A 13,789-nucleotide genomic window follows, 5' to 3' on the forward strand; every position below is an offset into this window, starting at 1 on the left:
CTGATCCGGAATTGGCGCGAGGCATCTGACGGACCTCCCGCTCGACGCACGCCAGCACGAGGAGTTCTTTTTTGCCGCCGCGCGATCGCTATTCGGGATCGGCTTGCTACTTCGTTTTCGTTTAAGTCTTGCAGGTGCGGCTGCTTTGGCCGTTCTCTTCATCGTCTAGGTGACCCTGGAAGTGATTTGGCAGAGCACGAAGCCCTCATCATGAACACACTGACATGGCTAGCGCGGGGACTTCCAGATTCTCGTGGCGAACCTGATCGCCACGCATCTCCCGCCCTTTCCGCCTTGTTCAAATCCGGTGCCCAATCGAAAGCTGCAACCTAGTCCGACCAGACGAGGCACGTTGCGCGCCGTTCAGACCCCCGCACCCGGACAAAAAAACAGCTTGACCCTCTAGTTGCTGTAGAAGCTATGGGAGCTTAACCGCTGTGGACAGAGGCGCGTTGCGGTGGGCGTGTTAGTTCGATGCTTCGACAAAAAGAGGATCAGATGATTGCTCAAGCTGTTCTGATCGCATCGGCCACGATCGCCGCGACGATGTTTGTTAGCGGGTGTGGCACCAACAGGGGCCAGGCCCGCGTCTCGGGACAAAGCTTGCGCTGCGTCAGAGAGCACGGGCCGGCGGGAAAGGTGCCTCCCGTCGTCGTGAAGTGCAGTTACTAGCTGGGTTATTCCAAGTTGCAGGGGTATTGCCGCAGCTCTTAATGCGCGCGGACCGATGGTGCGACAGACTTCCCGTTTGCCATACCCCCAGGCGGGAAGACCATGAAGAGACACGCCTTCTTCGTGTCAGCCGACGCCCTCACGCCAATCGCCGAAGTTGGCATGGTCATGACGGCGGGGACTCCGCCTTCTGATCGGTTGGGGAGCCGGGAGGGGAGCAGCACAATAGGCACTAGGACATTTCTGTCGATGATCGAACATACCTTCCGGAGCCACGGTGGCATCGCGTGGATCTCGCCCGACTCGCACCAGCTCCAGTCCTGATGCTCAATCGTCCCCGACCTATCTCTCCATAAAGAGGAGCTAAGATGCCCCTTCGCCGTTCCGTTCCCGAGCGCCGCGCGCAAAAAGCCGCGCTTGATCGCGAGATCAAGGAAGGGCGCCACGCCGTTCTCATTGTAAACACACGGTCACGAAGTGGTGCCCGTATCTACTCGGAAGCCAAAAGGCTATTAGCGGAGTCTGGGATAGCCCTCGATGCGGCTTATCCCATTCGTTATCCAGAGCGGATGGTGGAAATAGTCAGGGAAGAGATCGCTAAAGGCCGAAAGTTTATCATCGTGGGAGGCGGGGACGGGTCGATTAGCTCTGTTATTGGAGAGTTTGCTTACACCGATGTCGTGTTTGGATTGCTGCCACTGGGCACGGCGAACAGTTTCGCTCGTACTCTGGGCATTCCGCTTGATATCGCTGGAGCAATTGACGTCCTGGTCAATGGCAAGGTCGCTGATATCGACTTGGCCATGATTGGCGACGCTTATTTTGCCAATGGGTCCTCGATCGGAATGCCGGCCATCGTCGGTCGGGCGACACCGCATAACTTGAAGCGCCTGATTGGGCGAGGCGCATACGCGTTCGTCGCGGCAGGGAAGTTCGTTCGATACGCGCCATTCGGTTGTACCGTCACGATCAACGGAAAGAAGACAACCTTCAAAGCATTTGACGTTCGGATCGTGAACGGGGGTTTCCAGGGCGGCGTGTTGGTGGACAGTGACGCCAGCCCCGATGACGGCAGGATTGCCATCCACATTCTCAGAGGGCCCTCCAAGTGGGCGTTGGCGAGAGAATGGGCGCGGCTCGCCCTCGGCGTGCCGTTCGGCCCTGCTGATATCGAAATACTCACCGCGTCAGAGCTGACGATCGACACCGTGCCCAAGCAGCACGTCGCGGTCGATGGCGAGGTGATTACGCAGACGCCCATCCGGGTGTCGGTCGCACGTGAAGCGTTGCTTTTGATGGCGCCAACCGACCTTCCCCAGCTGGAGGACCAGGAACCATAGGTTAGGGTGTCGATCGTCTGCAACTGAAACTCGCTGCTTAGGCCCCCAGCCGAGGGAACAACCAGCAGGTGAACTACAATGGAAACGAAAATGTATCTGCTTTATGGTTTTGCGGTTCTCGCTGGCATGCTCAACGCACTGCAGGCTGGTGCTAACGCAACCTTGAGCAAGTCGTTGGCGACGACCTATCCTGCGGCCCTGGTCGTCGTCGCGGTGAGCGCGACCAGCCTTTTTGCCGCCGGCCTTATTTCAGGCCAGCTTGCTTGGCCAAGCGGCGAGAGGTTGAACGGGACGCCCTGGTGGTCTTGGACAGGCGGCGTCATGGGCGCAGCCGTAGTAATGTCCCAGCTTTTGGTCGCGCAGCGTGTCGGCGCGGCACCATATCTTGGTCTAACGGTCACGGCGGCGGTGATGATGTCCATAGTACTTGATCACTTTGGTTTGATGGGATTCAAAGAGCATCCGGTCACTATATCGCGCGTCCTTGGCGGGATGTTGATGATTGCGGGCGTGGGCCTGATTGCCCGAAACTAATTCAGGGCCCCTGTTCCAGGAGCGACCTGACTGGGCGGTCGGTTGGATGACATATCGGCGTCCGCACAGCAGCCTAGGGGGGGTGGCACTTGCCGAGTTTACGAGCCGCGCCTGGCGAGCGTTTGGGTGGGACGCCCGACATTTATTTTTGGCCGAACGACAATGCGGCAGCCATAGAATAAATAGCAGGGCCATCTATTCAGATTACGCGGTGAGGCAGATTACTTGACCGCCGGCGATCGTGCGTATCGATGTCGTTTATGGTCTGTTAACCATGCGGAAACGACTTGACGCTACGGGTTCCCTAAGTTGAGTGAGAGCTAGGAGAATGGACCCAGTGGGCGACATTTCTATCAATGTTAATATGCTCGCGGCGCGCGGCGCGATCCTTGAGCGTAATGCAGTGCTGCGCAATGTTGCGAGTGTCCCAAGCTCGATCGCAAATCCAACCGTCGTCGGGCGGCCGAGCTTTGAGTCCGCGATGAACGCGGTTTTGCAGAGAGGCGCGGGTGGCCTGAGTGGTCCAAACGGGGCGGCACCCACAGGTCAGGCCTCACCCTCTCAGCCTACGAGCTTCGCATCTACGCTTAAAGCGCAATTGCAAAAGGTCAATCAGCTTGATGAGGCAGATAGCTCCGCTGCTGAGGCATATGAAAGGGGCGAAACGACCGACATCGCCAAGGTCATGCTCGCCGGCCAGCGCTCCTCGATCGCGTTTGAGGCAACCCTGCAGGTCCGCAACAAACTGCTCTCCGCATACAAGGACGTTATGAGCATGCAAATATAACGCGGCGAGATCCTCGGCAAGAGCTTTCAATTACTCAGCCATCAAAAGTCTACGGAGGGCCTGCCGCCTGGGTGACATCGTCGATCATCGGGGGCATTTGCCAGGCACAGGCGAAGGCGCAGCTTGGTCCTGGACGGTCCACTAAACCGCGCGACCAACAGGGGCGGCGATGTCGTCACCCTGACCAAGAAACAGTTCGAAGGCGGACCGCTACAGCGTCGAGAGTAAAGCCGACTTTCGACAACCCCTTTGGCCGACTGGTCCATGGCTACTTCGGATCAAGTCATAACTACTGAGCGAGCGGGGAGACCGCCCCCGCCCTTCGCTCGCCGATCTCGGCTTTGTAATAAGTTGCATTCGCAGGGCCAAAGCGAAGGCGGGGTCGCAATACAATATGGCCGCGGTGCCGGTTTTACTCTAAGCCGCAGGACGTCAGCAACCCTCTCATCAAGCGCCCTCTTTGATGATCCGAAACCCGCTTTTCGGGAGAGCTGGCAGACGGTGGAAGTCGATCTCCAGATCCTGTTCCGGGACCTCGTACCGCATCGCCGACAACAGGCAAACGGCTCGCTCCATCAGCTCAATGACGATCCACTCGCCTGGGCACCGATGACCTGTGAGGTGCCCGCCGCCGCCCTGCGGAATGAACGCGTAGGGCCCGGGATCTCCTTCCAGAAATCGGGCAGGCCGGAATTGTTCAGGATCACCCCACGTCAGCCCGTGATGGTTTGTCCCGTAGAGGTCCAGAAGCACCCGTCGGTTCTTTGGAAACCGCCAATGGCACCAAGTAAAGTTGCGGCTTGCGCGCGCGGCCACGGCGGGGAAGAAGGGGTAGAAGCGTCGCACCTCCTGCACGAATGCCCGCCGATACTCGGGGTCGGCGGCGGCGCGCTCGCTGGCGTGCGGTTCAGCATGCAGCGCGTGTGCGACGAAAACGATGTAGACGCTCGTGGCCACCGTTGGGCGCAGTATGTTCGCGAGCTCGACGGCGGCGATTTTGGCCGGGAGGAGATCGCCGACATGATCGCGCCACCAAGAGATCATGTACGCCGGCGTGCCAGCTGGCGGCGCGTGCCTTCCCTCCCGAACCGCTTCGACGATGTCTGTCAACCAATGGTCGACGCGCCAGCGCGCCCAACGCGACCAGAGATGCCGAGGACCGCGCGCGCCTGCGGCATCGAAGAGCGCCCGAAGCTCGCTCGTCCGGCGGCGGAGGTCCTCCGGGGGAAGCGGAACGGCGGCCCAGGCGCAGACTGCCTCTGTAAAGATGGGATGGAGTTCATCGTAGAGTATGATCTCGTCGCGCCCGCGCCAGCTCGCGGTCATGCGAAGCCAATCCTCCGAAAAGATTCGCCCCAGCTCGCGAACGCGGTCGGGCGCCATGAGCGACATGAACAAGGCTTTACGATGCCGGTGCGCTTCGCCATCGAGTCCCTGCACACCACCTTCGCCGAGCAGTGTCTTGCGCACCGGTGCGGGCATAGCACCGGCGCGCTTGAACGAGTCCGGATTATAGAACAGCTCTGCCGCCTCGGATCCGCGGACGCAGGTCGTGCTTCTCAGAAGCAGCCGAGTCTCTAAGATATCGGCTCCCGCCTCGTCCGCCTGCCGACCAATGAACCGATAAGGATCGGCCAACAGCGCCAGCGTGTGGTCAAGGTGCTTTCGGGAACGCTTTCGACTCATCATCGATCGCCTTTGCGGAATGAGGATCCCTTGGTTTATCATCCGAATTGAGCGTGAGGCTCCGGCGTTCAATTGGCTGCCTTGGCGGCCGCAGCAGCAGCATATTCGACCGGCGTCATTCAGCCAAGCGATGTAAGAGGACGACTCTCGTAATAGTCCCGTCTCCAGATCTCGGTCTTGGCTGGACGCCGTTCCGCTACAGGAACCAGTGCGTGTAGAACACCCGTCGCGCAGGTGGACGTTGGAGCATTCGAAGAGCGCGTTGTCTGTCGGCGTGCCGGGCCGGCTGAAGCCAGCCTCACGCCGTCGTCGACCTGGACGTCTTAAGGGACGTTGATCTAGCCTAAAAACGTAATGATGCGTCCACGCCGAAGGTACGCGGCACGTTGAAGTTTCCGTAATCGCCGAGGATGCCGCCGTTGTTGCCAACCCGCAGCACATTTGGCACGCCGGCTGCCGCCGTGGTTTGTACCGCCGGCAGGCTGTTCGACGGATCACGGCGATAGACGTAATGCTCATTGAACAAATTGCGACTCCAGATGCCGATCGTCAGCGTCTGCCCACCGCCGCTGCCGAGCCCGATGTCGGCGAGATTGATGCGGCCATTGACGATAAAGGATGCATCGGCCTTAGTCGCAAATTGATCGAAGGTTTGCGTCGCCTGCGCATAATTGGCGTCGAGGTGAAACTTAACCCGAGTATCGCCGCCGCCGAAAGGCACCGCATAGTCGATCGCCCCGCTAGCCGCGTTGCGTGGGGTGAAGACAATGAAGAACTTCTGATCGACCGTCGTCAGATTGCCAGTCGGCACGCCGGCGGCGGAGAACTCGCGGTAGGTGACGGGCACTAGCGGGATGTCGGTGTAGGTATAGGCATAGGATGCCGACAGCGTGAGATTGTCCACGGGTTGCACGGTGAGGTCAGCTTCGATGCCGCGGATTTTAGTAGTGCCGGGCGCATTAAACGTGACCAGGTTGTTGAAGTTGCCGGTCGCGGTTGGCTGGATGGTGCTGAGATCGACCTGGCTGCCCTTGCGATTCATGATGTAGGCGGCGACGTTGAAGCGCGCGCGACGATCGAAGAAATCGGTCTTCAGCCCGATCTCGTAGCTCTTCACGTCCTCCGGGTTGAACGCCTGATAGTTCGAGGTGCGCGAGCTGGCACCGCCGGCGCGGTATCCTGTCGCGTATTTTGCGTAACCGTGAACCCGATCGGTAAAATCATATGCGACCGTCACCAGCGGATTGAAGCGCTTGGACTCCTTGTCGAGCGGAGCATAGCCGTTCGCCGCTGCCGCCGTCGGATTGGTCGCGTAGTTGATGTTGCGCGAAAAGGTCAGGGCGCCAGTTTTCTTGTCGATCGTGTAGCGACCACCGACGGTCACATGCAGCGCGTCGGTCGCGTTCAACGTGACTTGGCCGTACGCGGCATAGCTGCGCGAGCGGACGACCGAGGCCCGGTCGATCGAACAGCCGTTGACCGCCGTGCCGACGAACAAGGGGGTGCTCGCGGTGCAGAAAGGGATTGGTGCGTACGTCGCGCCTGTCACCACGCCGTTGGTCAGGACCGCGGTCGCGCCCATCGAGTTCGGCGTCGCGGCGTCGTCGCTGACGCGCTCGTTGAAATAGTAAAGGCCCGCGACGTAATCGACGATGCCAACCGTGCCGACCGCCTGAAACTCCTGGCTGAACTGGCGCTGGCGCAAATCGGCAAGGCTATAGCGGCTGAATCCGCAATTTGCTCCGGCGCACGCCGCGGTCAGGTTGACGACCGGCACACGGTGCGCGCCGCCCGAATTGTCGAACTGCTGCACGTCGACGCCGCGCCACGCGGTGATCGAGCGGAGCTCGATCTCGGGTGCGATCTGCCACTTGAACGCATTGGTGAAGCCGAACGTCTTGTCGACGCTGACTTGCTGGGGGACGCCGATATCGGCGACACGCTGCAACGTGTCGCCATTGACCACGACGCCAGGCAGTAGCGAACGGACCGTGCCCTGCGTGCCGGTGAACGCGGTGCCGGGAGTTACGCAGGTGCTGCCCGCCGGGACCGCAAGCGGCGCGGCGTTGGTGCCACCACTCAGACAGCCGTTCGGGTTATAATTGAGTAGCTGGCTGTAGAACGGCGTGTTCTCGTCACGCGCGACATCATAGGCGAAGTCGTTGGTGATACCATCGACCGGCTGCCAGCGAACGGCGGCGCGCAGGCCCTTGCGGTTATAATAGCCCCAGCCGCGCTGTCCGGCGAGCGGGTTGCGCGTGACGTCGTCCTGATGCTGGATGACGCCGTCGAGCTTAACTGAGAAACCCGCGACCTGCGGTAGGTCGAGATGAAGCGAAGCGTTACGCCCGCCTAGATTGCCGAAGCCGCCCTCGGCCCGCCCGCCAAACTTGCCCGACGGCGCGCGCGTGACCAGCGACAGCGCGCCGCCTTCGGTATTGCGACCGAACAACGTGCCCTGCGGACCTTTGAGGACTTCGATCCGCTCGACGTCGAACAGCGCGGCGTTGAGGCCGTGTTGGCGGCCGAGATAGACGCCATCGATATAGACACCGACGCCCTGCTCGCGCGCAGGTTGGTTGGCGTCGAGCGGCACGATGCCGCGGATTCCGATCGTCAGTGCCGACTGGCGCGCCTCGAACGTCGCAATGCGCAGGCCAGGAACACCTCCGTCGGCAAGGTCAAGCAGACTTTGAATTTTGCGGTCGCGGATCACCTCTGCGCTCAGCACGGAAATCGAGATCGGCGTCTGCTGCAGGTTGGTCTCGCGCTTGGTGGCCGTAACGACAATGTCGGCAAGGCTATCGTCGGCGGTGGAGCTGCTGCCAGATGCTGGGGATTGCTGCTCAACACTCGCATCCATATCGCTTGATGGTACGCTTTGAGCAAAAACCGGGGATGCGGTAGTCGCCAGTAGCCCGCCACTCAGAAGCAATTGCAGGCGGAAGCCCGTCCGAAAGCGCATAAATTCCCCTTGTCAGGATGCATTGTCCTATGGAGGAGCCGCTACCTGACGAATGGGTCAAACATGTGACAGCCGTGTAACACTAATGTGACAATAAACCTCGTAAATCTGGTGTAACGCCGCAGCGCAGAAAATGAAAATGCCTACTTGATGTAATATCCAAGACGGCGAACAGTAACAATAGGGCTTAAGCCACCATCACCTGATAGTTTACTTCTTAGTCGTCGAATGTGGCTATCGATGCTGTTAGACTTTGGAGCATTGTCATATCCCCAAATCTTCTTATAAAGACTTTTGCGACTGACTACCTTGTCAGGCTGTCTAATTAGCTCAATAAGAATTTTATATTCCAGTGGCTGTAAATGCACTTCGCTCTTGTCGTGTGTCACTCGATGATTGCGTAAATTAACCTCTATTGCTCCGATTTTTATGATATCTGGGTCGATCAAGATGGGCGATCGTCTAGCTATGGCCCTTATGCGAGCGAGTAATTCATCGATATCTACGGGCTTTGCGAGGTAATCGTCTGCTCCGGCATCGAGTGCCTCTACTCGTTCTCTCACGCCACTTGGAGCAGTAAGTATTACCACCGGAATCATTAACCCCTGGCTTCTTATCTCCTTTAGGAGTACATTCCCATCAGAAAATGGCAGCTGTCGCTCCATAATTATGCCGTCCAGATCTTCTTGTTCGATTGCGAACCGCGCTTCTCGGACGCAGCCCGCAACTAAAACATGGTGGAAACTTTTTTCGAGTTCCCGCGCAATAGATCTGGCTGTTGCGGTGTCGCTATCGACGATGAGCAATCGCATTTAAGGCCCTAAAGAAGCCTGAGCTCGAGGTAAGAAACGCATTTGCGCATTGCAGGAACGGGGGATGGGTTCTCAGCACAAACACAGCTTGTATAGCAGCGGCTATCATGTCTGTCTCCAAAGCAAAAGGGGCTGCTTCACTGCCGCCGCCATCCACGGGACCGTGACGTACGACGGCTGGCATCGAAGTCAGCCTAGAATGCGCTCCCCGAGCAGGAAAGCGGCGGCTAAGAACGCTGCGACCGGGCGGCGCCCGCCGTGCGAACAGCGGCTTGGGTTCGCGATGACAGGGAGTGCCGAAATGAAAGCGCCGTTTAAGCTCCTCATTCTAGCCGCACCGTTGCTCTGGACGTCGCCGGCTGTTGCTAGCGACAAGGATTGGGATCGCGCAAGTAGCATCGGCCGCGACTTGCTGGTTGGGGCCGCGATCGGGGTTCCGGTAGTCCAGGGTGACTGGCGCGGTGCGCTGGAGGCCGGCGGCGGCATGGCCGTTGCGGGCGGCACGACCTTCGTGCTCAAGGAACTGATCCACGAACGTCGGCCAGACGGAAGCGACGGACGCAGCTTTCCATCCGGACACACCTCGGTCTCGTTCGCCGCCGCTGCCACGCTTGATAAGCGCTACGGATGGAAGGCGGGTCTGCCCGCTCTCGTCATGGCGACCTTAGTCGGTTTCGCCCGGGTGCAGGCAGACAAGCACTACGTCCAGGACGTGCTCGCCGGGGCGGTGATAGGCAGCGCCAGCGGGCTGTTCTTGACGTCGAAGCGCAACGATCGCGTTCAACTGGTGCCGTGGGCGGGATACCGCAGCGGCGGGGTGAGCTTCGCGGCGCGGTTCTGATCCCCGAAGAGCAACTCCGCGCAGAGCTGAGAGCTGGGTAACGGTCATCGTTGGCGGGCAGGGATAGACCCTCGCCGCATGCCGCGATCCAAACAGGCTCGCGCTTCTGTGCCGCACTCAACTGCATGACCTGCTTACGATTGATTGAAGGTCGCGACACGGTACAGATACCATCCGACGAGCAGCACCAGCACTACTGCCGAAATAGGATTGAGGTAGTGAGCTACCGTCCCGTACGCGCTGCGCAGCATGTACCCTCCGGTGGCGAGGACGGCAGACCACACGGTCACGCCTAAGGCCGACAGAACGAAAAAACGTCTGAAAGGCATTCCTGAGAGACCTGCTGGCACCGAAATGATCGATCTGACGGTGGGCACGAGACGCCCGATCAGCACCGCCTTGCCGCCACGGGTTCGGAACCAGTCCGTGGCGCGATCCACGTCGTCGGGCGACATGGTCATCCAGCGGCCATGCCGGGCCGCCAGACTCCGAACCCCGTCGGACCCGAGCCAGACCGCTATCCAGTACCAAAATGTCGCGCCGGCCAGCGATCCTACGCTACCCGCGACAATCACCCCGGCAAACGAGAGCCTGCCGGACGCGGCCTCGAAACCGGAAAGGGGCATGATGAGCTCTGAGGGGATCGGCGGGAAGACATTCTCGGCGAGCATGAGGAGAGCGATGCCGCCGTAGCCGGTGCGTGAAATCAGGGACGTGATCCAGTCGAACATGCAGGCGGCTCCAGGATATGAACAGGGCCGTCGCATGGCCGGCCAGGTGTCGCACCTTAGCTATTCCAAACCTTGCCGAAACTGAACCGCTCGTTGGCTTCCGGAACAACAGCGCACTATCAACAAGCGAGGTGTCCGGGGCGGATTGGCTCTCGGGATTAAGGCTGAAGTGAAGACTTGGCTCGACCGGGTGCGGGCGCGGCGACTGCGGAAACGATACGCGACGGCGTCTCCAGCGCATGAACTTGCAACAGCCCAGCACGAAGAGGGTACGGTCGGCAACGCCACGGCAAACCACTGCCGACAGTGCACCTCCCTCGCTGTGCCTCGGTCAACCCTGCCGATGGGTGATATGAGGATTTTGGTAGTTCTTCGAGGCTACCCCTCGGGCGACAAGATGGCCCTGCTCACGCTCGTGCAGCGCTGGCGCGAGATAGGGCTGAAAGTGCGCATTCTCCGCCCAGCCGACGGGGCGTTCAAATGTGGCAATGAAGGCTCCGCCGAACTATGCGCGCATTGCGGCACGTCGCAGTGGCGCCAGGGCTTGCGGCTTTTCAAAGGCTTGCCAGCGGAGATCCGCCGCTGGCAACCGGACGTTATCTTCTGCCCCGATCCAATGTACGCCGCCGTCGCGATTATCGCCCGCACGGTTCTTGGCCGGCTATGCCCTCCGATCGTGGCCAGCATCAACCACGTGCTCGATCTTCGGCACCGCCCTCGTTTCTCGTCCCCGGAGCGGTCGCACCATCGATCAAAGCTTAGTGAGGAGCACGCTTGCAACACCACGTGGTCTGATAAGCTGCTGGCAAGGCTCGCCGACCGCTTGTCGCTGGTGCATCTCCTATCCGCCCCCGCACCCTCATTTGTCGATGCCACCGAGACAATGAGGTGCACGCATCCCCGCCGCATTCCATCCTCGCATACATCCTACGTGCTGTTGGGCAACTCGAATGACCCCAAGAGCTTTGTCCAGGGCGTGCGGGCGTTCGCGCTTGCCGGCCGTCTTGGCGATCGCTTGACGATCATCGGCTATGGCGGGCTTCGCGCCAGACTGGAGAAGTGGGGGCGTGCGCTCCACGTCGACAATGTCATCGACTTCGCACCACCGAGCAGGGACCCGTTGGAAGAGCTCGAGAAACACGACGTGCTCATGCTGCCGTCGCGCGATCCGGGGGTCCCGAATGCGATGGTGCACGCGCTTGCCGCCGGACTGGGGGTGATCGGGTCGGACACGGATGCCGGCGTTCGCGCGTTGCTCGACGACGGTGCCCTTGGCGCGCTGGCGGTCTGGGGCGACGTCGTCTCGTTGTCGCATGCTATGCTCTCCGTGCCGATGCCGTCTCGCGAAAGGGTCCATGAGAAACTCGTCAGATGCTCGCTTGAAAAGTCCGCGCAGACGTTCGTCGACCAGTTCCGGAGTGTCACGTCGCTTCAGTCTGCCCCAGCCCCTGAAGCAAGGCACCGAGATCAAGCTGCTACGTCAGGGTGAGGAAGACGTTCGCTGCAATTTGCACTTACCGCGTGGTTTCCGGTCTTGTCCTCACCCCGCGGAATACAGGGCGGGGACGCCGGCGCTCGTCGCCGAGGTCAGTTCCTGAACATTCCCGTGCGCCACTTCGCACAGCTGCCGAAGGCGAGACGCTATTCGCGACGACCGGTAAGCTGCCGGGCGTCGCCGGTCGGCGCGCGCGCATGTGGGCGTTCCAGGTTCTGGCGGGGCTGGTGACCGGGTCTTCGTGGCTGCGTTACCGTAGTGCCCTTGAGTTAGGGAACGCCTCGCGGGTCACTCCCGTCGACAAGCGAAATGTGTTCATCGTCGCGCTGATCGGCGCAGGCGTGGTCCTCGTGGCACCGGAGTGAACCGTGGACGGATTGGAGGACCCCTTTGATGTACCTCTCGTTCCACAAGCCAGGCCCGGCTCTTCGTATCACGCTTTTGCCCGGCGCGAAGCTAGACTGACCGTCGCCTTCCTAGTCTTAGCCGCCACGCTGCTCGCGATGGTTGGGCTAGGGTTCCAGATCTGGGTGGAGGGGACGTCGGCCTCCGACTGCTGGCTGCTGCTCGCGATGAGGTCGCCTGCCAATTTGGCCGTACCAGAAGGTTGCGGGTGGCTCCAGGTCGTGGCGATCGACGTGTCGGCGCTCGGCGGAGTGACGGCGCTCAGCTTGTTCACCGTCACAGCGATCGGCTACCTTCTGAGTGCGCGGCGGTTGGACCACGGCCCGCCCTGCTTGCGGCAGCCACGATCAGCGGTAGCCTTGCGCGTGGAGCGGCGTCGAACTGCGACTTCTCAGCCACCGCAGCGTCTTGGCGGCGATATCGAGGAGAGTGGCGACATATGAAATGGCTGGTGACGGTTCTTCTGATCGGGTTCGCGCCCATCGCGATTTTGCACGCCCAACAGAAACAACCGAACTCGCGACGCGAGGCTCGGGCCACTGGCGGCGACGGCTGGATAGCCTTGCCGCTCGCTCGACGGATCGCAGCGGATCGGCACCGCAGCTTTGCGGAGAAGCGTCGCGATCTGGTAGAAGGGATTCGTCGTCAGGTCAGGGAGGCCGATCCGGCCCTCGACGACGCCCAATTCGAGCGCGTGCTGAGCATTATCGGCGCGATCCCGCGAGAAGAGTTCGTTTCGCGCGCGGCGCGACCATATGCCTATCTACCGACCCCGCTTCAGATCGGCTACGGCCAGACCATCTCGGATGCCTACATCCAGGCGATCATGACGGCAGAACTGCGACTTCCGCCGAACGCCGAGGTGCTCGACGTCGGGACCGGCTCGCGATACCAAGCCGCGCTGCTGGCACCGCTGGCCCGGCGGGTGTCCTCCATCGAGATCGTCAAGGGACTCGCCGACGAGGCCGCGGCCCGGCTGCGCCGACTCGGCTACCGCAACATCGAGGTGCGCGCCGGAGACGGTTTCGCGGGTTGGCCCGAGCATGCGCCCTTTGACGGCATTGTCGTCGCTGCGGGCGCGGCCGCGGTGCCGCAACCGCTTCTGGACCAGCTCAAGCCCGGCGGGCGCCTGGTAATGCCGGTCGGCCCGAGCGGGGCGCAGGAGCAGCTGCTCGTCTATAGCAAGCGCGCAGACGGGGAGGTGAGGCGCTGTTCGCTTGGATGGACGATGTTCGTACCGCTGACGGGCACAGGTGAGCGAGCCGCCGATAGCCGCGGTCTCATCGACCGCGGTATTCCGAGCTGCCACGCTCAGCCCCTTACCTGAGGAACAATCGCTAGCCGGTACCGGTGGCGGTGCCCGCGCCGCGCCAACCTCGATGGTTGGGTTCGGCGTTCGTTATGTGGGGTGCAGCACCCGCTCCCTCGGCGCGGCCGCGGTTCTGCGCTACTAATCTTAGGAGGAGCGGCACCAGCCTACAGCATCAACATCGATCGCGGACCGGCGATTCACGCGTTCTG

The 13,789-nt window shown here is 60.9% G+C and carries 11 protein-coding genes; 7 read left to right on the plus strand and 4 right to left on the minus strand.

Annotation, left to right across the window (positions count from 1 at the left end; translation table 11 throughout):
- Window positions 1–1,040: 1,040 nt before the first annotated feature.
- From LPN01_RS04835 to fliE, 3 genes are all read left to right on the plus strand, one after another.
- Complete coding sequence (locus tag LPN01_RS04835; RefSeq protein WP_262827225.1) at window positions 1,041–2,012, plus strand: diacylglycerol/lipid kinase family protein; 972 nt, start codon at window positions 1,041–1,043, stop codon at window positions 2,010–2,012.
- Between the two features lie 90 nt (window positions 2,013–2,102).
- Entirely contained in the window at window positions 2,103–2,546 is a 444-nt protein-coding gene (locus tag LPN01_RS04840; RefSeq protein WP_262827226.1) for a DMT family transporter, read from the plus strand.
- Between the two features lie 337 nt (window positions 2,547–2,883).
- The gene (gene fliE / locus LPN01_RS04845) at window positions 2,884–3,333 is read left to right on the plus strand and encodes a flagellar hook-basal body complex protein FliE (RefSeq protein ID WP_410482794.1); all 450 of its coding nucleotides are present in this window, start codon (window positions 2,884–2,886) and stop codon (window positions 3,331–3,333) included.
- A gap of 447 nt (window positions 3,334–3,780) precedes the next feature.
- On the opposite strand, the gene LPN01_RS04850 is transcribed toward fliE, so the two are convergent.
- The 3 genes from LPN01_RS04850 to LPN01_RS04860 all read right to left on the minus strand — a co-directional run bounded on the left by LPN01_RS04850 (window position 3,781) and on the right by LPN01_RS04860 (window position 8,796).
- On the minus strand, window positions 3,781–5,022 hold the full coding sequence (locus tag LPN01_RS04850) for a cytochrome P450 (RefSeq protein ID WP_262827227.1): 1,242 nt from the start codon (window positions 5,020–5,022) through the stop codon (window positions 3,781–3,783).
- Window positions 5,023–5,362: 340 nt separating this feature from the next.
- Entirely contained in the window at window positions 5,363–7,984 is a 2,622-nt protein-coding gene (locus tag LPN01_RS04855) for a TonB-dependent receptor (RefSeq protein WP_262827228.1), read from the minus strand.
- 143 nt (window positions 7,985–8,127) lie between these two features.
- Complete coding sequence (locus LPN01_RS04860) at window positions 8,128–8,796, minus strand: response regulator transcription factor (RefSeq protein WP_262827229.1); 669 nt, start codon at window positions 8,794–8,796, stop codon at window positions 8,128–8,130.
- Window positions 8,797–9,097: 301 nt separating this feature from the next.
- On the opposite strand from LPN01_RS04860, the gene LPN01_RS04865 reads away from it, so the two are divergent.
- Window positions 9,098–9,637: a phosphatase PAP2 family protein gene (locus LPN01_RS04865; protein WP_262827230.1), complete on the plus strand. Its 540-nt coding sequence runs from the start codon at window positions 9,098–9,100 to the stop codon at window positions 9,635–9,637.
- Between the two features lie 134 nt (window positions 9,638–9,771).
- Here the strand turns inward: LPN01_RS04865 and LPN01_RS04870 are convergent, their stop codons facing one another.
- Window positions 9,772–10,368 carry a DedA family protein gene (locus tag LPN01_RS04870; protein ID WP_262827231.1) on the minus strand — a complete coding sequence of 199 codons (597 nt, stop codon included), beginning with the start codon at window positions 10,366–10,368 and terminating at the stop codon, window positions 9,772–9,774.
- 397 nt (window positions 10,369–10,765) lie between these two features.
- Between LPN01_RS04870 and LPN01_RS04875 the strand changes: the two genes are divergently transcribed.
- From LPN01_RS04875 to LPN01_RS04885, 3 genes are all read left to right on the plus strand, one after another.
- Window positions 10,766–11,857, plus strand: coding sequence for a glycosyltransferase (locus tag LPN01_RS04875; protein ID WP_262827232.1), 1,092 nt, complete (start codon window positions 10,766–10,768; stop codon window positions 11,855–11,857).
- A gap of 203 nt (window positions 11,858–12,060) precedes the next feature.
- Window positions 12,061–12,228: a hypothetical protein gene (locus LPN01_RS04880; protein ID WP_262827233.1), complete on the plus strand. Its 168-nt coding sequence runs from the start codon at window positions 12,061–12,063 to the stop codon at window positions 12,226–12,228.
- Between the two features lie 479 nt (window positions 12,229–12,707).
- Window positions 12,708–13,595, plus strand: a complete 888-nt coding sequence (locus LPN01_RS04885) for a protein-L-isoaspartate(D-aspartate) O-methyltransferase (protein WP_262827234.1) — start codon at window positions 12,708–12,710, stop codon at window positions 13,593–13,595.
- Window positions 13,596–13,789 lie beyond the last annotated feature (194 nt).

Origin of the sequence: Sphingomonas sp. A2-49, assembly GCF_025548555.1 — a bacterium.
GTDB lineage: Bacteria > Pseudomonadota > Alphaproteobacteria > Sphingomonadales > Sphingomonadaceae > Sphingomonas.